A 21,689-nucleotide genomic window follows, 5' to 3' on the forward strand; every position below is an offset into this window, starting at 1 on the left:
ATGGGGCTCAGGGAGCGCGTCCGCGCGATCCTGCGGCGCGGCCGGTCGGTCGAACGCCGGGAGATGGGTGAGTTCCGTCGGTGGGTCGAGAACACCGACAACCTCGTCCACCTCTCGGTGGTGGTGTTCGTCCCGCTGCTGATCGCGCTGGTGACGCTGCTCTCGAACGCCGTCCAGGTGCTCCCCTACCTGCTGTTCCCGCCGCTCGCGTCGGGGGCGTACACGCTGTTCGTCCGGCCCGAGAGCCGCTACGCGTCGCCGCGGCGGTTCGTCGGCGGGATCACGACCGGCGCGCTCTGTGGCTGGCTCGCGTTCGCGGCCGCGGAGCGACTGCTCCCGGGCGCGGCGGGCGTCTCCGTCCCGCCCAGCGCGGCCGCCGGCGCCATCGCGCTCACCGCGGTGGTGACGTGGGTGCTGGATCTCGAGGAGCCCTCGGCCTTTTCCTCGGCGCTGCTGGTGCTCGTGGTCGACATGGGCAGCGGCGCCGTCGTCCTCCACCCGCTCCCGGATCTCGCCGTCACCGTCTCCCCGCGGGCGGCGTACGTCCTCAGCGTGCTGCTCTCGACGGCGATCGTGGCCGGCGCCTTCGCCGTCTGGGACAAGTCGTTCTACGAGCGCCGGGCGACGTACCTCTACGGCACCACCCACGGCGACGACCACGTGCTCGTGCCGGCCCGCGGCGCGAACGACCGCGAGACGGCGACGATGGCGGCCCGCATCGCCGCCGACCACGACGCCGGGAAGGTGGTGCTGCTCGACGTGCTGGCGGACGTCGATCCGGACGTGCTGGCCGCCCACCGCGGCGAGGGCGACCCGGAATCCATCCACGAGGGTGACGCCGAACGCGTCCGCGAGGCGGCCGAACGGCTGGACGAACTGGCCGAGGAGCTACGGGCGGAGTACGGCGTCCCCTGCGAGGTGATCGTCGCCAGCGGCGATCCCGCGGCGACGGTGATCGACACCGCCGACCGGGCGAACTGCGACCTCGTGATCACCCCCTACGAGACCGAGGACGGCGCGCTCGCGCCGTACGTCCGGAACGTGCTCTCGGGACCGATCGACGCCATCGTCCACCGCTCGACGGGGACGACGGACTGGCGTCGGGTGATGGTCCCCATCGCTCGGCCCGGGGACACCGCCCACGCGATGGTGGACTTCGCGACGCGACTGGCCGGCGAGCACGGCCGGGTGAGCGTCTGCACCTGCATCGACGCGGAGGGGTCGCGGCGCGCCGCCGAACACCGCCTCGCGAACGTGGTGGAGACGTTCGACGGGCCCGTGGAGACCCGGGTGGCGCGGGCGGAGATCACCGACTACATCGAGGAGAACGCCGGCGCGTACGACCTGGTGATGCTCGGCTCCTCGGGCGAGCGCTCGACGGCCTCGCGGCTGGTCTCGCCGCCGACGTTCAAGCGGTTGAAGGAGGTGGACTGTGACGTTGCGGTGGTGGATCGGGGGGACGTGAGGCAGTGATTATCTGGAGTAGTGAGGGGCGATTTCGGCGGTTGGTGGGTGTTCGCTGACTGCGACCGCGACAGCAACGGCGTCTCGATCGTTGGCAACTGAGACAGCAACCGCAACAGCATCTCGAAGCATGACCACTTGTGACCGCAGGGTGCCGGGCACGAGGCCCGGTTATCAGAAATCAGAGATTTCTGATTGGCAGACGAGAATCGAAGATTCTCGTCGACGGCACAGCATGGACTCCCCACCCCTCCCCCCGCGCTCGCCACGTTGGCGAGCGCGAGGCGTCCACCGCCACCGCACCGCCGCGGCTGTCGGCGCGTGACGTGAGTGCCTCCGTGCACGAACGAGCGCGCGAGGGACGAGTGACTGAGCGGTAGCGAAGGAACGAGTCGGCTGGGGAGGTCTGAGGGCTGTGCGGGGCGGTGCGGTCACAAGTGGTCATGCTCGCTCCGCGGTGACGTTCGCGGTCGCGGTAGCGAGGTCGAACACGCAGTCGACGTTCGCGGTCGCAGTAGCCACGTCGAAGCCAACCGTAGTCGAAAACGCTCCCCACACCCGAGAAATACATCCCTCGGCCAGGAACAGAAACGAAGAAACTCCTCCCGCTACTCCTCGCCCAGCAGATCGTTCGCTTCGCGCTCACTATCCCCCTGTCCCATCGCCGCCTCCACCAACAGATGCCCGCCGATGGCCGCGGGGCTGATCACCGTATCCGCGCCCGCCCGCTTCAGCTTGCTCACGTTCTCCCGCTGGGTCACGCCGACCGCGATGTGGATGTCGGGGTTGAGCTGGCGCGCCGTCAGGATCGAGAGCGCGTCCTCGGCGTCGCTGTTCGTGGCGGCGATGACGGCCCGCGCGCGGTCGATGCCGGCGTCCTCCAGCGGCTCCTCGTCGCTGGGGTCGGCCGTCAGCACGCGCACGTCGCGGTTCGCCAGCCGCCGGGTCGCCGCCTCGTCCTCGGTGATGACGACGAACTGCGCCTGGGCTTCGAGTTCTTCGAGGATCGGTTCCGTCAGGTCGCCGTAGCCGAGAACCAGCACGTGGTTCTCGAGCGTGTCGAGTTGTTGTTCGGTCATGCGTCCGAGTGCGGCGGAGAGGCGGGCCTCGATCATCGGCGTCAGTACGACACCGAGCGCGACCGCGAAGGAGGCCACCGAGAGCAGGATCGCCGACATGGCGAACAGCCGCGCCTGCTCGGTCTGGGCGTAGATGTCGCCGTACCCCACGGTGCTACCGGTGACGAGCGTGTAGTAGAACGCGTCGGTGAGGCTGTCGGCGCCGTGGAACTCGTCCCGCAGCGCGTAGGTGCCCGTGGTGCCGTACACCTGCGCGGCCACCAGCGAGCCGATCGCGGCGATCTGGGTGGTCGACAGATCGAGTTCGTTGTCGAACGTCCGGCGGTTGAGCAGCACCACCGGGAGCGCGAGCAGCGACAGCACGACCAGCGGGTAGGAGTAGCTGCTCGCCTGCAGCAACCCCTGGACGGCCGTGACCGGCAGCATCAACACCGTCAGGTACCAGCCGACGCGGTAGCGGTTCCGGAGCATGAACGCCCCGGCCAGTGTGAGAAACCCCGTCAGCGCGCCCGTAAAGCCGACCGTCTGCTGCACGATCGGCGGGACGAACTCAGCCAGCGGGCCGCCGACCGTCGTCGTCGAGATGTTGATGATCCCCGTCGCGACCGACAGCGCGGCGACGGCGAACGTCAACAGGATCGACGCGCGAACGCCCACCCAGTCACGGTCCCACTGCATACACGTCCGGGGACGGGCGGCGGCGTTAAAACCTCGGTCGATCGGCCGCCGCCGGTACGTCTATGTCCCCGCCGGCGTTTCCTCGGTGTATGAGTTCGTTCCCGCTCCAGATCCTGCTCGGGGTGTATCTCGGGCTGGTGACGGGGATCGTCCCCGCGCTGGTGTCGTGGGGGCTAGGGTTCACGTTCAAGTACTTCACCAACGTCACCATCCCCGGGTTCGGGACGGTCGTGCTCGCGCTCGCGATCGCTGGGGTCAACGGCGGCCTGCTCGCGCTCAACGACCGCGCGATCGTCGGCAGCACCAACGGCGTCGCCATCCTCGTCGCCATCGTCGTCGTGCTGATGCTGTCGATGTACGCCCACGCGAAGGGCGACCAGATGGGCGCGGCGACGCCGAAACGGCTCACGCTGAAGAAGCTGACCGACCGCACGCTATCGGCGGACGTGGTGGAGTTCGTCGGCAGCCGCGGCCAGGTGAAGCTGAAGATCACTGGCGAGGTGGGCGACCTCGAAGGCTACCCGCCGCTGCCGGCCGAACTCCGGACGCGGATCCGCGAAGCCGAGGTCGCACTCCCCGCGGATCTCCCCATCTCCGAACTCGAACACCGCGCCGAGGACCGCCTCCGAACGGAGTTCGACCTCGCGGACGCGTCGGTCCGGATCGACGAGCGCGGCCACGCCACCGTCGCCGCCGCGCCGCCGACCGCGGGCCTCTCCAAGCGCGTCCCCAACGGGCGCCGGGCGGTGTCGCTGACGACGCTCGTGCCGACGGGGCTGGCCGCCGGCGACGAGGTCCACCTCCGCACCGCCGAGAGCGAGTACGAGGGGACGGTCGTCAGCGTCCGCCCCGAGAAGGAAGCCGGGGCGAAGCCGGCAGTGACCGACGGCGGGACCGACGTCGCGCCACCGTCACCGCCCGCCGCCAAGACCGCCGCGGGTGGGCGCGACCGCGTGACCGTCGCCGTGAGCCGCGACGCCTCGCGGGCGCTCGTGGCCCAGGACGTGACCGGGCTGACGGTGCAGTCCCGCGGCGAGCGCGAGGAGTTCGAACTGCTGGCGCTGCTACGGCGCTCGGGGAAGCGGCTCCGGCGGGTGACAGTGACGGAGGGGGGCCCGCTCGACGGCAACGGGCTGGGCGAGGTCGGCGTCCGCTCGACGTACGGCGTGGCCGTCCTCGCGGCACGGAGTGACGGGAGCTGGACGGTCGTCCCCGGCAGCGAGTACGTCCCGAAAGCCGGCCAAGAGCTGTTCGTCGTCGGCACGCCGACGGATCTCGACGCGTTCGCGGGGGTGGCAGCGTGATCCTCCAGATACTGCTCGGCGACGTGGATATCGTCGCGGCGCTGGGCGGGCTGTTCGGGCTCTCGGTGCTCGCCTTCCTCGTCTCGGGCGCGGTGTCGGCGGGGTATCGCTGGTACTTCCGGGAGCCGATCCCGCCGGGGCTGGCGGCGCTGTTCGGCGTCGCGACCGTCGCGCTCTACCTCAACACGGTGGGGCTGCTGGGCCGAGTGATCGGCGCCCCCGGCGGCGACCCGTTCGACGCGACCGGCGTGGGGATCGACCTGCTCACGCTGCTTTCGGCGTTCGTCGCGACCGTTCCGGGCCGCCGGCTCGGCGACGCGTTCCACTCCGGCGTGCTGACCGCGGCGGGCGCCCGCGAGGTGAACGCGAGCGTCGGCCGCGCGCTGCGTGGCGTCGCCCGGCTCTCGGCGGTCGAACTCCCCGCCGCCGACGAGATCAAGGACATGCAGAGCTACGACCCCGTCCCGACGGCGGTCAAGGAGGAGCTGGGCGGGAAGACGCTGCTGTTCCCCCGCAACACGACGGCGACGCTCCGAGATCGGCTGACGACCCGGCTGAAGGAGGACTACAACGTCGGCTACGTCGACGCCGAACTCGCCGACGACGGGACGGTGACGTATCTCGCACTGGGCTCCCGGCTGGCGGGGATCGGCCCCACGCTCGGTCCGGGCACCTGCGCCGTCGCCGTCGAGGCCGACCCCGCAACCGACGCCAGCCCGGGCGACATCGTGCAGGTGTGGACGACGCCCGATCCGCCCGCGGAGCCGTCGGAGAACGGCGAACCGGTCGAAAACACGGTCGAGACGGTCGAGTCCGACGACGCCGAAGCACCACGCCGCGTGACGACCGCGGAGCTGCGCGCGACAGCGGGTGAGACGGTGACGCTCGTCGTCGACGAGAACGACGCGGCGGCGCTGTCGCCAGAGGAGCGCTACCGGCTGGTGACGCTGCCCGTGGCGGCCCGGGCCGACCAGGAGTTCGCGTCGCTGCTTCGCACGGCCGACGAGACGCTCGGCGTCGTCGAGGTCCCCGAGGGGAGCCCGCTCGTCGGCGGCACGGTCGGCGACCTCGACACCACGATCGTCGCGATCAGGGGCGAGTCGGGCGCGCTCGACGCGCTGCCGACCCGCGAGCGCGCGCTCGACGCCGGCGACTCGGTGTACGCGATCGGCCGACCGGACGTGCTGCGCGGGCTGGAAGAGCGAGCCCGCGGCGAGTGAGCACACCGACTGACCGAGTGCGGGGTTCGATGCCTACGTCCTGAAACTACTGGTGTGCTCGTGGAGACGTGCGCAATCGGCGAACCGTTGGGCGGTGAAGATTGTCGAACGGCGACGGTGGCGAGTTCCACACCACCGATGAATCAGCGTCCTCGCCCGTGCGACATAATCATATCCGGATTGACCCCCGATATCGGCTGTCGCGCCCGCTCCCGGGTGCGTCGTGGATTTCATAATCGGATTTCGGCCCCGCAAGAGGTGTTCCCGTGGAATACGGTAGATGCATTCACACTGAGTTCGCTCGGCGCTGGCCCAGACAGCGAGTGCGCGGCGACGAGACGCCTCGGAACCGTCGAATTTGGTCAAATCAGGCTGACCGTCGACGGACGTCACGAAGGCGAATCGCCCGACTGAAACCGATTATGAAGAATTTTCGCGCCGGTTTCCGGGGTATCGTTGCCTACGACGATGGCGTCGACGCCGCCGAAGCGGCGTCTCGACCGTGATTTCGCCGGTTCATCGGTTTGGCGACGCCCAGTCTACCTCCGGTTTTGCCCACAGTACAGGGGCTACTTGCGGGGATCTGGCCCGATTATGATGGCGCCACAGACCTGAAGCGACGGGGCGAGAATTTCATAATCGGTTCCAGTCTATCGGTTCGATGGGTGGAAATCCGAGTATGGGTTTCATCTGCAGATTGCCCCGTGTGACTGCCTCCAGAGGGACTCGATCTGCGGGAGCCCCCATCGGCCACGGATACCGACGGTTCATCCTGGGTAGGCGTCGACTCACAGACGCGCTCGATACATTCCCGTCCAAGACTCGATGTACGCGATCGGCCGACCGGACGTGCTGTGCGGGCTGGAGGAGCGAGCCCGCGGCGAGTGAAGGGAGGTTGGGTAGTCCGATCGGTCGTCGACCGCTGGCCGGTCGGGACACGGTGGCTCGTCCCGAGAGCGCCGCTCCCGGGGCGAGCGTGTAGCGCCCTCACTCCCGGAGGGCCGTCGCCTCCCGCCACATCGTCCGGAACTGGCGTTCGAACTCGTCGACGACGGCGCCGTCGGTCACGCCGAGCACGCCGATACGGTCCGCAGCGTCTCGGGGGTGCGGGAGGTCGATCGTCGTGACCGCGCCGTCGACCACGTCGAAGGAGAGCGAGAGCTCCGGCAGCGTCCGGATCGCGGTCGTCGCCTCGTGGCGCTCGGCGAGCTCGACGGTCGAGTCGGGAAGCGACTCGGCGACCCGTTCGCTCAGGAGGAGTTCGACGTCGAGGTCCGCCCCGGCACCCTCGAAGAAGGCGTTCACCTCCCGTTCGAGCCGGTCCCACGACGCTGCCTCGTAGGGCGGGCCGACGACCGCGTGGACGGACTCCGTCGCGGTCCGGGCGTGCTCGTGGAGGGCGGTCTCCATCTCCGCGCCCCCGAGGCTGCCGAGCCAGACGCTCCCGTCGGTGGGGGCGGCCGGAAGGTGACTCGACCTGACCGACTCCGCGGCGTCGAGGTAGCGCGCCCACGCCCGCTCGAGGCCGACGTAGCGCTCGGCGAGCAGCGTCTCGACGGCGCTCTCCGGGTCGATCGCGGCGTACCGCGTCGGTTCCGTCGACTGTGTGGAGACGAGTCGGCGGTTCTCGAGACCGTTGAGCACGTCGTAGATCCGTCCGCGCGGCACGTCGCTGGCCTCGGCGAGTTCGGCCGCGGTCGCGGCGCCGGTCGCGAGCAGCGTCCGGTACACCGTCTCCTCGTAGCTGGAGAGCCCCAGTTCGTCGAGTTCGGTCATCGGTCGGGGGGTCGGCCCGAGCGCCCGTGAATCCGCCGGGACGCACGCGGCCGGCTCGTGACGTTACCGTCGCGAGTAGTCGAGTGTGATGCAATCCACTGCAAGAGACAGGCGGTTTGAGAACGGTCATACCCGGTGTCGCAGTAGCGACGGCCATGAACCCGTACCTACTACTCGCGGTGGCGATCCTCTCCGAACTGCTCGGAACGACGGCGCTCGAGCTCTCGGAGGGGTTCTCCCGGCCGCTGCCGAGCCTCGGCGTCGTCGTCGGCTACGGACTGGCGTTCTACCTCCTCTCGCTCACGCTGGAGGAGCTCCCCGTCGGCGCCGTCTACACGACGTGGGCAGCACTCGGCATCGTCGGCGTGGCGTCGATCGGCGTCGTCGCCTTCGACGAGCCGATCGATCTCGCGGGGGTCGTCGGAATGGGACTCGTCCTCTGTGGCGTCTACGTCGTGAACGTCATCTCCGAGATGTCGGTCCACTGATCGCTCGCGCGTCGGGGCCGTCGCTGTCGGGTACCCGCAACGCCTTTCTCCGCCCGCCGCCGACCGCCGGGCATGCAGTGGAAGCTCTTCGCTGATCTCGCCGAGGCGGCCGGCGATCGCACCGTCGAGGTCGACGTCGAGGACGACGCGACCGTCGGCGACGCGCTCGAATCGCTGCTGGCCGCGAAGCCGGCCCTCCGGGAGCGGGCGCTGACCGACGACGGCGAGCTCCGCGGGGACGTGAACCTCCTCAAGAACGGCGAGAGCGTCGACGCGGGTGCGAGTGTCCAGGCGGGCGACGAGCTCGCGCTGTTCCCGCCGGTCAGTGGCGGGTAGGCTGCGGCCCCGGGATCGCAGGGAGAAGGTTCCTAGAACGCTTCTTCCGACCTGTCGAGCGAGATTGTCGATGTGGTCACGACGATCGTACCCGTCGTCGGACGGCGATAGCACCGCGCTGTGCCCTCGCGTGGTCCGTTCCTGACTCATGGACCCTCCGGTCACCCGCCCCGCCGACACAGGCGAGACGTGAACCGATTGGCCCGACCGGCGCCATCAGCCGTACGCCCCCTGTCGGCGGCGAACCCGGGGTTTCAACTCAACTCCCCACGACGCGCCGGCCGAGATGGCGACGGCGACGCTGATCGCGGTCTGGATCCTCGCGCTGGGGACGCTCGGCGTCGGCGCCGTGCTGGCGTTCCGGGTCGAGCGAGCGCTCGCGCTCCAGGAACGGTTCGCGGAGTGGATCAGCTGGGTCCCGCCTTCGGAGAACCCGGCGTACTACGACGACACCCGCGAGTACCGGGAGTGGACGTTCCGGTTCGGCGGCGCCGTCCTGCTCGTCGTCGGCTGCCTGCTGCTCGCAGTGGCAGTGTACGGCACGGTGTTCGTCGAGTCGTTCCCGGCCTGAGCGACGCTCGATCGGCGACGAGGTGATCGCCGAGCCGTCTCACTCCTCGTGTGTCGGGTGTCGTGACGATACCCATGTTGTGTGCCCCAGTTCGTCACCTGATCGACACGGAACTGTCTCGGACATCTCGGCGCCGGACAGGTCACTTCCGTCTGGGCGTGGTACTTGCACGTATGGTCGACGTCCCGGACGAGGAGACCGCGGCCGAGATCGCGGAGCGCTACGCGGAGGCGGAGTGTACCGGCCAGTTCGGCACGGTCACCGACGTCGGGAAGCAGGACGCCGAGTGGGTCGTCGCGTTCGAGACCCACACGTTCTCGGAGACGTACACCCATCGCGTCCGGATCACCGAGCGCGTGGGGAACGTGATCGCCCACGAGCGGTCGAGCCGGTTCGAGTAACGGCGAAGAAGCGCGGCTCAGTCCCGCGGGAAGCCGACGTGCTCGGCGTCCGCAACGGCGCGGTCAGCCGCCTCGTCGATGTCGAACTCCCGGACGAGTTCGCCGTCGCGGAGCAGGGGCTCCAGCAGCGGTTCGCCGTCGGCGTCGCGGTCCGCGAGCGCGACGTGGTGGCCGCCGGGTTCGGTACGGTACACCTGCTTCGTCCCCGAGAGCTTCCCGCGCTTCGCGGCGGGGTCGCCCTCGACCGCGACGATATCCAGCGCGAAGTCGATCGGGTCGGCGTTGCTGACGTAGCCGCCGACGCCGAACCCGTCGGCGACGTCGCGGAGGTGGCGTAGGCTCTCGGGCGTGAGCCCGCCGCTGACGAACACGTCGACGTCCCCGTGGCCGCGGGCGTCGAGCTCCCACTGCACCTCCCGGACGATATGTCGGAAGTCACCGCGCCGGGAGCCAGTGGTGTCGAGGCGGACGCTGTCGAGATTCTCGCCCAGCGTCTCGACCGCGCGCAGCACCTCGTCGACCTCGTCGGAGTAGGTGTCACAGAGCGTCACGCGGGGGACGTCGGGGGCGACCGCCTCGTCGAACGCGCGCCAGGCGGCCTCCTGGTTCCCACGGCCGAAGCAGATCAGCAGCGCGTGGGGCATCGTCCCGCCGGCCTCGCGGTCGATCAGCTCGCCGGCAGCGACGTTCGAGACGCCGTCGAGCCCACCCACGAGCGCCGAGCGCTCGACCATCGCGCCGATCGAGGGGTGGACGTGTCGGGTGCCGAAAGAGAGCACGCGCGAGGCCGGTGCCGCCCGCCGGGCACGGAGCGCGTGTGTCGCGACCGCGGAGGCGTGGGAGAGGAACCCGAGAAGCGCCGTCTCGTACCGCGCGAAGTCGAGGTAGTTCCCCTCGATCCGGAGGACGGGCCCGCCGTCGAACAGCGTCCCCTCCGGCAGCGCGTCGGCGTCGATCGGCAGCCCTTCGAGCAGGTGGGCGGCGTCTTTCAGCCCGGCGAGCAGTTCGAACTCGCCGGTCGGGAACTGGTCGGCGGTGACCTCCGCGACGACGTGGGGGTTCCGTCCCGCGTGGGAGAGCGTCTCGGTCGTCCGGTCGAAGTAGGCGTCCGTCGCGTCGCCTGCCTGAATCGCCTCGGGTGGGATGATGTCGAACTCGCTCATGGTGTGGGTCCCGCACGCGCGGGAGACAGTCCGTGGGCGAACTCGGGGGCGTGTGAACAAAAAGTCCCGTCTATCGGCGACGGGTAGCGGTTGGCACTACTCCGACTCCAACTGCTCGGCTAGCGTCACCGCGTCGGCGGCGACAGTCGTGTAGTCCACGCCGGCCTCGTCCGACACTAGCCGGAGGTGGGAGGCAAGCAGCGAGAGCGCCTGCATCCCCTCTTCCTGGGCGTCGTCGGCCTGCTGGGCGAACGTGGAGTCGACCTCGCGCCCCTCGCGGACGACGCCGACGTAGAACGCGGTGGCGTCGTCGCCGATCAGCTCCCGAGCCTCCGCGACTCGGCGGGCGAACTCCTCGTCGTCCGCGTCGTTGCCGGCGTCCTCGCCGGCAGCGTGTGAGTCGCCTCCGGCATCGTCGCCGGCAGCGTGTGAGTCGCCCCCGGCATCGTCGCCGGCAGCGTGTGAGTCACCGTCGCCGGCGTCGGTCGGCGCGCCGTCCTCGGGGTCGTCGACCACGGGAATCAGTCAGGCCGCGGTCGGGCGACGAACAGCGTCTGGACGATGCTGAACGGGTCGTAGACGGACTGGTGGCAGGCACAGTAGACGCCGTCGGCGCCGCCGAAGGAGGCCGAGGAGGCGGTCTGTTTGTAGCCGGGGACACAGCAGAAGTGGGTACACTTGTTGAGCCACGCGATGAACCCGTCCTGCGTGCTGGCCTGGACCCAGTTCACGATCGACTGGTCGGCGTCGGTGTTCCCGTTGGCGATGTTCTCGATGATCGGGCTGCGGATCACCTGGATCGGGATGGTGTTCTCGGTGTCCTCCGAGCGCCAGCGACCGGTCGCGGGCTTGCCGAGGCCGGACTGGCCGATCCCGTTGCCCCAGGTCTCGTAGTTCTCGAACATGTCGATGTTGAGCCGGTCGCCCTCGCTGAGCTCCTCGCTCTGCCAGTCGTAGGCGGGGCCGGCGCCCGATCGGAAGTAGTTCTCGGACTCGTAGCTCGGAACGATCCCCTGGTAGGACTGGACGCCGCAGTACTGGAACCACTCGGAGGAGTAGGTCTGCCCCCCCATCTCGGTCTGGGCGACCTCGATCGTTCGGCCGCCCTGCTCGACCTCCTCGACCTCGGGCCAGACGCCCTTGAGATACCCCTCGTCGTCGATCTCGATGGGGATCTGGGGCATCCCGCGCGGCGCGGGGCCCGCGGTGTTCTCGATGGCCATCGCGGTGGTCGAACCGCCGCCCGACCCCGGCGACTGGGTCGCGGCGTTGATGCCGGTCGCACCGGTCATCCCGACGGCGGCCAGCCCCGCGCCGCCGACGACCCCTTTGACGAACCGCCGACGCCCGGACTCGGCGGGATACTTGTCCTCGTCTGCGCTCATGCCTAACAGGTCGGTGCCGCGTTCTCAAAAGCATGACGAAGCACCCATGCGGCGGCTCTCACCCGTCAGACCCCCTGTCGATCACTGCGACGCGCTCGGGAGCCGCCAACGTCCCCCTCGCGCTCGGGGTTCCCGTGATCGAGTCGCAGGGTTCGGAGCCATTGTGTTCTACTCCGCACGCGCGAGGCGGCCGCGGAGTCCGGCGAACCCTTTAGGCGCTACCGGGGGAACGATGTCGTATGGTTGAACTGACGCGTCGACGGGTCCTCCGGGCGGTCGGTATCGCCGGCGTCGCCGCGCTGGCGGGCTGTACCGACGGGACGGGCGATCGGATGGCGACCGACTCGGCGACGCGGACAGCGACCCCCAACGCCACTATGACCGACGACCCCGACACCGAGACCGACGAGGAACAGCGACTGACCGACGTCGAGACGACGATCCACCAGACTGCCCGCGCGCTCGACCGATCGTGGGAGCGCGAACAGCGCCCCGGGATCTGTGCCCTGTTCCGCTCCGCGGCGGCGGCCGAGGCGCTCGTCGAGGACGCCGACGAGGAGACGCGGTCGTTCGTCGACGACACCGAGTTCGAGTCGTCGGTGCTGGTGTACGTCGAGTCCGTCGGCCCCACGGGCTGCTACGACGAGATCGAGTTCTCGGAGCTGGGGCTCGACGACGACGCCGTGCTCCGCGGGAACGCCGCGGCGGTCGACACCTCTGACCGGATGACCGCGTGCCAGGACGTGATCACCTACGCCGGGGCGCTGGTGCGGGTGGAGGCAGAGGTTCGGAGCGCAGAGCTTCGCGTGTTCGACGGCTGGGGGCGGAGTGCGCTGGTGAGTTCGCGCAGCGAGCGGTAATGGCGGAGTTTTCGGGTCCTGCGTTGCTGCTCGCCGTCAGTACCGCGAAAAAATGACCGCGAGTCGCAGTTAGTTGCTCGTCTATTCCGCTGCTTGGACAGTGACCGTATCGCTGTCCTGAGTGTCGCTACTGACAGTAACGTTCACTTCCGGCACGTCACCGGGTCCAGTCGAGTAGGTGAACGAACTCCCAGTGTCCTGACCAGCGTCGATCTGGAGCGTGGTGCTGTCCACGCTGGAGCCGTTGATCAGGAGGTCGATCGACTTCTCTCCGATTACGTCACCGGTGTTGGTCACCGTGTAGTCGACGACGATGTCGTCGCCCTCGCTCACGGAGTCGTTGATCGAGTCGATCGTGACCTGGAAGTTCGCCGGTTCGCTCACGCTCAGCGTCCGCTGAGCCGAGTCGTCCGCCGAGGAGACGGTGACGTTCGCACCGTCGTCCGCGGCTGACGTCGTGTAGCTGAGTTCGACGGTCGTACTCGCCCCGCCGACGAGCGTGACTTCCTCAGTGACAGCCTCACTACCGCCGACGTCGAGGCTCACCGTCTGGGTGGCCTGCTGACTGCCGGTGTTCTCGATCGTGGCGTTCACGACCGCGTCCTCGCCGCCCACGACGTCGAGGCTACTGTCGGCGTCGTTGATGCTGACCTCGAAGTTCGCCGGCTCCTGAACCGTCAGTTCGGTCGAATTGGTGCTGTCGGCTGAACTGACTTCCACAGTGTACTCGCCCGTGGAGAGGCCGGAGACATCGAGGTTGTTGAACGGCAGGTCACGGCTCTCACCGGAGAACACCTGCACGTCCTGAAGCGTCCGGCTGATGCCGGTCTCGTTCCCCTCGGAGTCGAGGATGCGCAGGGTGATATCCTGCTCGCCGGTGACTTCACCGACGTTCTCGACGACCACGTCGGCGTCGATACTCTCAGTACCCACGTCGATCTGGTCGTCGCTCAGGCTCGGTTCCTGGACCTCGTACTCCGCGGAGACCACGTCGATCGTCGCGGAGTCCTGAAGGTCCTCGAATCCAGTGCCGGAAGCGACAGCGACCGTCTCACCGTCGACCTCAGCAGTCACGGTGACGTCGGTCTCGCCGCGCGCCAGCTCCTCGCCGAGAGTCACTTCAGCATCAGTGTTGGCGCCAGTGACCGTCTCGGTGCCCAGCGACTCGCCGCCGCTGGTCACGTTGAGGGTGAACTCTGCGCCGTCGTTGCTGCCGTCAAGCAGGGTCGCGGTCGACACCGTGATGGTGTCGAGATCGTCGGTCCCCTGCTCGAGCGTCTGATCGTCGACCGTCAGCTCGCCCGTGTACACCGTCGCGGTTGCGTTCACGCCACGAGGCGCGTCCGGATCGGGTGCCTCACCGGTCGCGTTCGGTTCGTGGATCGCGACCGTGTGGTTGCCGGGCGAAGCGTCCGACGCGTTCAGCATCACGTCGCCTCCGCTGAACTCGCCTTCGCTGAGTTCGCTGAACTGCTTGTAGTCGACGATCTCGCCGGTATCGGTGTCGATCAGCACCAGGAAGTCGCTCTGGGGCTCGACACCGGCTTCGGTCATCACCGTGTTCACGTCCACCGGCTGGACGTTCTCGACCACGACCTCGCCGTTCTCACCGACCGCCTGGTCGGCGAAGTCGACGTTGCCGTTGGTTGCCGTCTCGACGGTGACCGTCGCGCTGTCGGTCAGCGACTGGTACGACGACGTACCCGCCTGCGGGATCGCCCCGTCGGCGTCCACGAGCGTCGCGGTCACCTCGCTCGTCACGTTGATGGACTCGCTCAGCGAGACCGTCACGTCGTCGTTCTCGCCAGTCAGGCCCATCTCGGAGCCGATGACCTCGCCGTCGACGCTGATCTCGACGCCGAACGTGGTATCGTCGTTCGCGCCGTCGAGCAGGTCAGCGGTCGCGACCGTGACTTCGTCGGTCGAGTCCTGCACCGTCTGGTCCTCGACCGAGACGCTGGCGTCGTAGACGGTCGCGCTCACATTCGTCGTCACGTTGGCCGCGGTGGCCGCAGAGACGTTGTCACCCGGACCGTACTCGCTGCTGAGCTGGTCCGTCGGGATGACGTGGGCGGTGTGATCGCCCGGGAAGCCGCCGGCGTCCGCGACCGTGATCGAGACATTCGTCGGCTCGTCGCTCGCCGGGAACGCCGCCGTGCCAGCGATCGTGCGGTTCTCGCCGTAGGTGAGGACAACAGTGCTGTCCTCGGCCGCCTGCACGTCCTCGATCAGCACCTCGCTGCCGTCACCGAGGATCTGATCGTCGAACGCCGCGTCGCTCTCGATCGGCGTGATCGTCGCGGCGTCCGTGATCGTGCTCACGGAGCCGTCGTCAACCACGTTGATCGGAGCCAGCGCATCCGTCTCGTTGCTGAAGTGCAGCATCGCGACGTACTCGCCTTCCTCGTCGATCGACTCTTCGAGGCTGACGGTCACGTCGCTCTCCTCACCGGTCAGGTCCGTCTCCGTTCCGATGATGTCGCCGCTCGCGTTGTGGATGGCGACAGCGAACTGCGTGCTGTTGCCCATCCCGTCCATCAGGGCAGCCGTCTGGACCGTGACCTCAGTGGTGCTGCCGACGAACTCCTGGTCCTCGAAGGCCAGGTCGGCGTCGTACAGTTCACCCGTGTCGGTCACGATACCGTCGTCGCCCACCAGCTGCACGTCACTGGTGAGGTGGGCGCGGTACTCGCCCGGTTCGACGCTCTCGTCGAGTTCGACGACGAACTCCTCGTTGGCCGCGCGGTCCTCGAGCGCGTACGTACCAACGACGTTGAGGTCGTCGTCAGTGATCACGACGTACTGGCCTTCGTCGCCAGTCACGCCGTCGACGAACACGGAGTCGTTCCCGTTGTAGGAGCCGATCTCCTGGTTCGGGAGGTTGACGCTCGCGTCGAGTTCGCCAACGGTAATCGTCACCGTGGCGCTGTCGGAGACGTCCACGAAGCCAGTTTCGCTGGCCTCCTGGAACGTCTCGCCCGTCTCGTTGTTGACCAGCACGGCCTCGATGTCCGTCACACCTTCCGCGGTGATCGGGTCGTCGAGCGTGACCGTCACCGAGTTGCTGCCGGTCAGCACCTCGGACTCACCGATCATGTTGCCGCCCTGGTGAATCTCGACGGTGAAGTTCGTCTCAGTCGCTGCCTCGACATTCGCTGTCGAGACGTCGACCTCGGAGACTTCAGCCGTCTCGTCTTCCTCGAAGCTCTCACTCACGTCGTCGACAGTCACGTCAGCGTCGACGATGGTCGCCTGATCGTCCACCAGGCCCGGGCTATCGGCCATATCGCTCGTCTCCGTCGAGACGATGTGGGCGATGTACTGGCCCGGTTCCGAACCGGAGACATCGACGAGAACGGTCTCCTCGTTGATGTCACCGGCCTCGTCGTACTCACCGACGATGTTGAAGTCGGTGTCGGTCACGACGATCTTCTGGTCCGCGCTCGCGATGACGTCCTCGACGAGGACCTCACCGTCGGCGTTCATGGACTGGTCGTCGAACGTCAGCGTCGACTCGGCCACAGTCAGCGTGCCCGAGGCGGTGTCGTCCGGCGAGGAAGCCGTGTACTCCACGGTGTCGCCGGTCGACATGTTGCTCGTGTCGACGGTGAAGCTCGTGGTCGTCCAGTCGTCACCGTAGACGGAGACTTCCGAGCTCTTGGTTTCACCGTCGGCCGAGAAGTTGATCGTCGCGGTCTGGTCGATCAGCGCGTTATTGTAGACCTCGACGTCGACCAGCGTGCTGTCCGCGTCAGCGAACGCGAACTGGTCGTCGACATCCACGCCGATGGTCGTCTCCTCGATGGTGACCGTCTCGTTGGTCTCCTGCTCGCCGTCAGCGTTGAGCAGGCGGACCTCGACCGTGCTGTCCTCGATCATCGACGCGTTCACGTCGAGGGCGAGGTTCGTCGCGGTGCCGCTGTCGACGGCCGTGGTGTTGAGAACGGTGCCGTTGGAGACGAGTTCGACGCTCGCTGCGCCGTTGTAGTCGACCTGGCTGACCACGAACTCGTTGTCGAGCGTGAGCGCCTGGTCCTGCACGTACAGGCCCTCGTCACCAACGTCGACGGAGTCCGTCGCGCTGTCGCCCTCGGTCAGTGCCTCAACCGTGAGGCCGGGCACGTCGTCCTGCGAGAGCCTGTAGGTCAACGTGACCGTCTCGCTCTCGCCGTTCTCGAGCGTCACGCCGAGGCTGCGGTCGACGCGCTCGTCGGAGACGTTCAGGTCGACGAACTGCGTGTCGAGGCCACCGTAGTTCTCGACGGTGACGGTGACGGTGACTGCCTGCTCGTCACTTTCGAGCACCTGGTGGTTGTCCTCGGCCTGGTACTCGTCGCGCGGGACGACCGTCGCGTCGACGTTCGTGACCGTGAAGTTCGACTCCTCGATCCCGAGCACTTCCTCGCGGTCCCCAGTCTCGTAGGACGGCGAGATGATCGCGCGCTCGTAGCTGGTGTTCTCGTCGTTGTAGGCCCAGTAGGCCTCGTAGGAACCGATCTCCGTGCTACCGTCGTACTTCTGGTTGAACGTGGAGCTGAACACGCTGAGCTCGGACGGGTCGACCTCGAGGAGGTCCTCGTCGAGCGTACGCGTGTCCTGCATCTCGGTACTGTCGATCGCGAAGTTCGAACCCGTCAGCGTCCAGCCCTCTGCCAGGTCCGCCGTGCCGGCGACCGGCACGTCGTCGCTGAACGTGAAGCCGAGGCGGGCATCGTCAGCCGCCGCGGAGACGTACAGCCCCTGGTGGAGGTCGGACGGCGAGTCGAACTCGGACTGGGTGACCGACTCGTAGGTCACGCCCGAGGTGTTCCACGTGTTGATCGCGCTGACGTTGTCGGCGGAGAGTTCAGCGGCCTGCGGGACCGAGAGGAGGTTGTACCCTTCCTCCAGGTCGGCCGTCTCGTGGACCGTCTCCACCGTGTCCGTTTCGAGCACCATCATCTCCTCGACGCTGACCGTCAGCGTCTCGCCCGCGGACGCGTCGAGCGTCGCGGGGTCGAAGGAGGCCGTGGCGGTGCCGTTCTCGACCTCGGCGGTCGCGACCGGCTCGTCGCCGACGGTGAAGGTGATCATCTCGCCATCGACGAGTTCGCCGTCGGAGACGACGTCGTTGGCAGTCACGGTGACGCTCTCGGCGTCGTCGACCGTCCCGACGAAGTCGGCGTCGATCGAGGTCGAGCCGACGGCGTCAGTGACTATGCCGTCCTGCGCGACGCTCACGGCGTTCGCGAGCACGCGCGCGGCGTCGTCAGTGAACACGTCGACCGGTTCGTAGTTGTTCGGTGCGATACTGCTCAGCAGCACCGACCCGGAGTCCGGATCGACCGCCGCTGCGGGCCCGGCGGGGCTCTGCCCCTGCAGACCGGACTCCGCGAGCGTCTCGCCGCTGGCACCATTGAACCAGGTGTAGTCCGAGTCGCCACCGGTGTGGATCACGAAGCTCTCGCCCGCTTCAGCCACCCTCAGGGAGTGACGGTCAGCTCGCGGCAGGAACAGTCAACGAGGGTTCGCGCCGTCAGCCCAGCAGCCGCGAGCAGGAGCCACAGAGGTTCTCCTCCTTCACGTCGACCTCACGCACCGTCGGAGAGAACGACATCACGCATTTGCTGTTGTCGCAGTGTTCCAGCCCGAAGTTGTGGCCCATCTCGTGGACGACTTCCTTGCGGACGCGGTCGGCGAACACCTCCGAAGTGGGCTTGTTGGAGATGCCGCCGTCGGAGGAAGTGTTGAGCCGGTGGGTCGAGATCACCGACCCCCGACCGTTGAGGTAGGCGAGCCCGAACACGTAGTTGCGCTGCCGGTAGTAGAGATCCTCGGTGGTGATGGCGATGTTCTTGTCGCCGGTGCCGGCGTCGCCCGCCACCTCGATGAACCGCTCGGCGCGGTACTGGCTCCGGCCGCGGTCGAACGCGTCCTCCGGGATCGCCTGCTCGCTCCGAACGCCGACCTCGCAGTCGTAGACGGTCCGCAACGCCTCTGACGCCTCGCGTTTGGCGCGGCTCGGGACCGGCCCGACTGGAACGATGTCGACGTGCATATCCCGACCAACGCCGAGGATCAGCATAAACCCTCGGCATGACACGTGAAACCGACCCCCTGATCGTCCGACGGCTCCGCGACGCCGACCGCCTGCTCGAGGTCGGGATCGGCGACCGAACCGGCGTCGCAGCCAGCCTCGTCGCCGACAGTGTCGACGTGCGCGCGACGGACGTTCGTCCCGTCCCCGTCCCCGAGGGAGTCCGGTTCCGCGTCGAGGACGTGACGACCGTCGACGAGCCGGACGCGTTCCACCGTGTCGACGCCATCTACGCGCTCAACTGCCCGCCCGAACTCCATCGCCCGATTCGTGACCTCGCGCAGGCGGTGGGCGCGACGTTCCGGTTCACGACGTTGGGGTACGACGAGCCGGCGATCACCGTGGAGCGCGAGACGCTGGGTGGTGGCGATCGGCCCCGGGTGACACTGTACACCGCAGCAGAGCGACGACAGGGGCGCCGCTGACCGCGCTACGAGCCGCAAACGCCTTTCACCCCGGGGCCGGAGCGGGGGTATGCACGCTGACGCGGTCGTCCTCGACGTCGACGGGGTTCTGGTCGACGTCGCCGACTCCTACCGACGGGCGATCATCGAGACGATCGAACGGCGCCACGGCGACACCATCGAGCGCGCGACGATCCAGCGCTTCAAGGATGCCGGCGGGTTCAACAACGACTGGGAACTCACCGACGCGGCGACGCTGTTCGTGCTCGCCCGCGAGGCAGGCTACTCCGGTGATGCGGTCGAGTTCACCGACGCCATCGCCGCCCACGAGGAGGGCGGGCTCGCGGCTGCCCGCGCAGTCCTGCGCGAGGCCGCGGGGCGGGAGGGGTTCGACGGTCACGAATCGCGCAGCGATTCGTTAGCCACCGAGGGGCACGGCCCCTCGGGCAACCGGAAGCCGACGGCTTCCGGTGACAGCCAGAACGCCACGCGTTCTGGCGACGCTGATTCTGTCGAGGCCGAGTGGGACCCCGACGGCGTCAGGGAGACGTTCCAGGCGCTCTACCTCGGCACCGAGCTGTACCGCGAGATCGAGGGCGGCGAACCGCCGTTCGAGGCGCCGGGGTACATCCACGACGAGCCGGTCATCGTCGAACCGGGGACGATCGAGCGACTGCAGTCGGGGTTCTCGGTCGGCGTCCTCACCGGGCGCCCCGCCGCCGAGGCGGAGATCGCGCTCGAACGGGCCGGCCTGTCGGTGCCCGAGGAACACCGCTTCACGATGGACGACTGGGCGGAAGGTAAGCCTCACCCGCGCGCGTTGGTTACGCTCGCGGAGCGGTTTGACGGTCTCGAATCGCGTAGCGATTCGATAGCCAACCAGAACGCTTCGCGTTCTGGTGACGCCGACTCGGTCGTCACAGAGGGCGCGGCTGACAGTCGCCGCGCCTCAGTCGTCTTCGTCGGCGACACGCTCGACGACGTGCGAACCGCGACGAACGCCGCCGAGTCGGACCCCTCCCGCGAGTACCACGGTGTTGGCGTGCTCACCGGCGGGCTGACGGGCGAGTCGGGCCGCCGGAAGTACGAGGCCGAGGGCGCGGCGGCGGTGCTCGACTCCGTGAACGACCTGCCCGACCTGCTGGAGTAGCGTCGCCGCTCACGCAACCCTTACCTCGGAACCGACCGCAGCCTCACGCATGGACATCGCGATACTCGGCGGCACCGGCGACATCGGCGAGGGGCTGGCGCTGCGTTTGGCCTACCACACGAACCACGACGTGCTGATCGGCTCCCGTAACGCGGAGAAAGCCGAGACGAAGGCCGCGGAGTACGAGACCGAACTCGACTCCCGCGGCGTGGAGACGACGATCCGGGCCGGCGAGAACGCCGACGTGACCGCCGACGCGCGCGTGATCGTCGTCGCAGTCCCGCCGTACTACGTCGACGACACGATCGAACACGTCGCCGGCGACCTCGACGAGGGCGACATCGTCGTCTCGCCCGCGACGGGGATGGACCGCGACGACGACGGGTTCCACTACGCACCCCCGCCCGCGGGCAGCGTCACGGAGCACGCCGCGAGCGCGGTTCCCGAGGGGATCCATCTCGTCGGCGCGTTCCACAACCTCGCGGCCGCGCGGCTGGCGAACCTGGACGCCGACCTCGGCGTCGACACGTTCGTCGTCGGCGAGGACGAGGACGCGAAGGGGATCGTGACCGACATCGCCGAGGGGATCGAAGGGCTGCGCGCGCTCGACGCCGGCGGCCTCGCGAACGCCGCGGAGGTGGAGTCGATCACGCCGCTGCTCGTGAACGTCGCGATGCACAACGACGGACTGCACGATCTGGGGCTGGAGCTGAAGTAGGCGAATCCGTCGAGAATCTCGGCCAGTGATCGGTTTGTGGGATAGATCGACTGTGTTGTGTGGTACCACGCCCTACCCAGCTTTTTACTGTCGGTTCCACAACCAATGGGTGAGGTGACGACGACGTGCACTCACTCGATCCCACGAGCGTGCTTCTCCCCGGGCAGGGAACCCAGCCACGCGACCGTCGTCCGGTCGAAGGCTGGGAGTTCCGCGCCCTGCGCGTCGTCGTTGCCGCCGTCCGGTGGATGATCTGACGCAGTCTGTCCCCGACGGCCCCGTCCCGATCCTGGCTCGTTCGGGTTCGTAACCCCGGATATCCGGATACGGCGACGTGGCTCGTATCGCCCTGCTGACGCACGGTACGACCCTCCACAGACGATGTACGAACCACCGCAGACGATGGACTATCCGACGTATCGCCACCCACCCACGTTCGGAACGATGCTGCTGATCGCCGCCCTGCCGCTGGTGATGGTGTTCGCGGCGTCGTTCCCGGCGGCCACGGCCGGCTTGCTCGTCGGCGTGGTAGCGGGGGCGGCCCTCCAGCGATAGCCCTCTCACAGGGGTAACGCGGCGCCAGCCCTCGCTGTTCACGTGGGGAATCAATATCGCC

20 protein-coding genes are annotated in these 21,689 nt (G+C 68.2%); 13 read left to right on the top strand and 7 right to left on the bottom strand.

All coding sequences use genetic code 11. The annotated features are described in order from the left end of the window. On the top strand, window positions 1-1,473 hold the full coding sequence (locus B4589_RS07225) for a universal stress protein (protein ID WP_079233630.1): 1,473 nt from the start codon (window positions 1-3) through the stop codon (window positions 1,471-1,473). Between the two features lie 599 nt (window positions 1,474-2,072). Here B4589_RS07225 and B4589_RS07230 read toward each other — a convergent pair. Next, window positions 2,073-3,221, bottom strand: a complete 1,149-nt coding sequence (locus B4589_RS07230; protein WP_079233631.1) for an NAD-binding protein — start codon at window positions 3,219-3,221, stop codon at window positions 2,073-2,075. An 89-nt stretch (window positions 3,222-3,310) separates the two neighbouring features. On the opposite strand from B4589_RS07230, the gene B4589_RS07235 reads away from it, so the two are divergent. Together B4589_RS07235 and B4589_RS07240 are read left to right on the top strand one after the other, a co-directional pair. Continuing rightward, window positions 3,311-4,525, top strand: coding sequence for a potassium channel family protein (locus tag B4589_RS07235; protein WP_079233632.1), 1,215 nt, complete (start codon window positions 3,311-3,313; stop codon window positions 4,523-4,525). After that, a complete protein-coding gene (locus tag B4589_RS07240; protein WP_079233633.1) occupies window positions 4,522-5,745 on the top strand; it encodes a hypothetical protein in 1,224 nt (407 codons plus the stop codon). Before B4589_RS07235 ends, B4589_RS07240 begins: the two co-directional genes overlap by 4 nt. Window positions 5,746-6,732: 987 nt before the next feature. Here B4589_RS07240 and B4589_RS07245 read toward each other — a convergent pair. Further along, window positions 6,733-7,521: a TrmB family transcriptional regulator gene (locus B4589_RS07245; protein ID WP_079233634.1), complete on the bottom strand. Its 789-nt coding sequence runs from the start codon at window positions 7,519-7,521 to the stop codon at window positions 6,733-6,735. Between the two features lie 155 nt (window positions 7,522-7,676). Here B4589_RS07245 and B4589_RS07250 point away from each other — a divergent pair, with 155 nt between their 5' ends. The 4 genes from B4589_RS07250 (at window position 7,677) to B4589_RS07265 (ending at window position 9,317) form a co-directional block, all read left to right on the top strand. Further along, window positions 7,677-8,009 (top strand): multidrug efflux SMR transporter, encoded by a 333-nt coding sequence (locus tag B4589_RS07250; RefSeq protein WP_079233635.1) that lies wholly within the window; start codon window positions 7,677-7,679, stop codon window positions 8,007-8,009. Window positions 8,010-8,081: 72 nt separating this feature from the next. Beyond that, the gene (locus tag B4589_RS07255; protein ID WP_079233636.1) at window positions 8,082-8,345 is read left to right on the top strand and encodes a ubiquitin-like small modifier protein 1; all 264 of its coding nucleotides are present in this window, start codon (window positions 8,082-8,084) and stop codon (window positions 8,343-8,345) included. 286 nt (window positions 8,346-8,631) lie between these two features. Further along, window positions 8,632-8,916 carry a hypothetical protein gene (locus B4589_RS07260; protein ID WP_079233637.1) on the top strand — a complete coding sequence of 95 codons (285 nt, stop codon included), beginning with the start codon at window positions 8,632-8,634 and terminating at the stop codon, window positions 8,914-8,916. Window positions 8,917-9,089: 173 nt separating this feature from the next. Then, on the top strand, window positions 9,090-9,317 hold the full coding sequence (locus B4589_RS07265; protein ID WP_079233638.1) for a hypothetical protein: 228 nt from the start codon (window positions 9,090-9,092) through the stop codon (window positions 9,315-9,317). Between the two features lie 17 nt (window positions 9,318-9,334). Here the strand turns inward: B4589_RS07265 and B4589_RS07270 are convergent, their stop codons facing one another. The 3 genes from B4589_RS07270 to B4589_RS07280 form a co-directional block, all read right to left on the bottom strand. Beyond that, window positions 9,335-10,480 carry a nicotinate phosphoribosyltransferase gene (locus tag B4589_RS07270; protein WP_079233639.1) on the bottom strand — a complete coding sequence of 382 codons (1,146 nt, stop codon included), beginning with the start codon at window positions 10,478-10,480 and terminating at the stop codon, window positions 9,335-9,337. Window positions 10,481-10,576: 96 nt separating this feature from the next. Next, window positions 10,577-10,996: a hypothetical protein gene (locus B4589_RS18435; protein ID WP_321169564.1), complete on the bottom strand. Its 420-nt coding sequence runs from the start codon at window positions 10,994-10,996 to the stop codon at window positions 10,577-10,579. A 5-nt stretch (window positions 10,997-11,001) separates the two neighbouring features. Next, on the bottom strand, window positions 11,002-11,865 hold the full coding sequence (locus tag B4589_RS07280; RefSeq protein WP_079233640.1) for a cytochrome B: 864 nt from the start codon (window positions 11,863-11,865) through the stop codon (window positions 11,002-11,004). 239 nt (window positions 11,866-12,104) lie between these two features. Here B4589_RS07280 and B4589_RS07285 point away from each other — a divergent pair, with 239 nt between their 5' ends. Further along, entirely contained in the window at window positions 12,105-12,725 is a 621-nt protein-coding gene (locus B4589_RS07285) for a DUF6517 family protein (protein WP_079233641.1), read from the top strand. Window positions 12,726-12,806: 81 nt separating this feature from the next. On the opposite strand, the gene B4589_RS07290 is transcribed toward B4589_RS07285, so the two are convergent. After that, window positions 12,807-18,185, bottom strand: a complete 5,379-nt coding sequence (locus tag B4589_RS07290) for a hypothetical protein (RefSeq protein WP_079233642.1) — start codon at window positions 18,183-18,185, stop codon at window positions 12,807-12,809. Between the two features lie 55 nt (window positions 18,186-18,240). Beyond that, window positions 18,241-18,762 carry an archaemetzincin family Zn-dependent metalloprotease gene (locus B4589_RS07295; RefSeq protein WP_079233643.1) on the bottom strand — a complete coding sequence of 174 codons (522 nt, stop codon included), beginning with the start codon at window positions 18,760-18,762 and terminating at the stop codon, window positions 18,241-18,243. 38 nt (window positions 18,763-18,800) lie between these two features. Between B4589_RS07295 and B4589_RS07300 the strand changes: the two genes are divergently transcribed. The 5 genes from B4589_RS07300 to B4589_RS07315 all read left to right on the top strand — a co-directional run bounded on the left by B4589_RS07300 (window position 18,801) and on the right by B4589_RS07315 (window position 21,628). After that, window positions 18,801-19,226: a UPF0146 family protein gene (locus B4589_RS07300; protein ID WP_079233644.1), complete on the top strand. Its 426-nt coding sequence runs from the start codon at window positions 18,801-18,803 to the stop codon at window positions 19,224-19,226. Between the two features lie 49 nt (window positions 19,227-19,275). Further along, window positions 19,276-20,355 carry a TIGR01548 family HAD-type hydrolase gene (locus B4589_RS07305; protein WP_079233645.1) on the top strand — a complete coding sequence of 360 codons (1,080 nt, stop codon included), beginning with the start codon at window positions 19,276-19,278 and terminating at the stop codon, window positions 20,353-20,355. A 49-nt stretch (window positions 20,356-20,404) separates the two neighbouring features. Then, the gene (gene npdG, locus B4589_RS07310) at window positions 20,405-21,073 is read left to right on the top strand and encodes an NADPH-dependent F420 reductase (RefSeq protein ID WP_079233646.1); all 669 of its coding nucleotides are present in this window, start codon (window positions 20,405-20,407) and stop codon (window positions 21,071-21,073) included. A 125-nt stretch (window positions 21,074-21,198) separates the two neighbouring features. Further along, the gene (locus B4589_RS18135; RefSeq protein ID WP_255246137.1) at window positions 21,199-21,330 is read left to right on the top strand and encodes a hypothetical protein; all 132 of its coding nucleotides are present in this window, start codon (window positions 21,199-21,201) and stop codon (window positions 21,328-21,330) included. Between the two features lie 124 nt (window positions 21,331-21,454). Then, window positions 21,455-21,628 carry a hypothetical protein gene (locus B4589_RS07315; RefSeq protein ID WP_158081149.1) on the top strand — a complete coding sequence of 58 codons (174 nt, stop codon included), beginning with the start codon at window positions 21,455-21,457 and terminating at the stop codon, window positions 21,626-21,628. Window positions 21,629-21,689 lie beyond the last annotated feature (61 nt).

It is taken from the genome of Halolamina sp. CBA1230 (assembly GCF_002025255.2).
Taxonomy (GTDB): domain Archaea; phylum Halobacteriota; class Halobacteria; order Halobacteriales; family Haloferacaceae; genus Halolamina.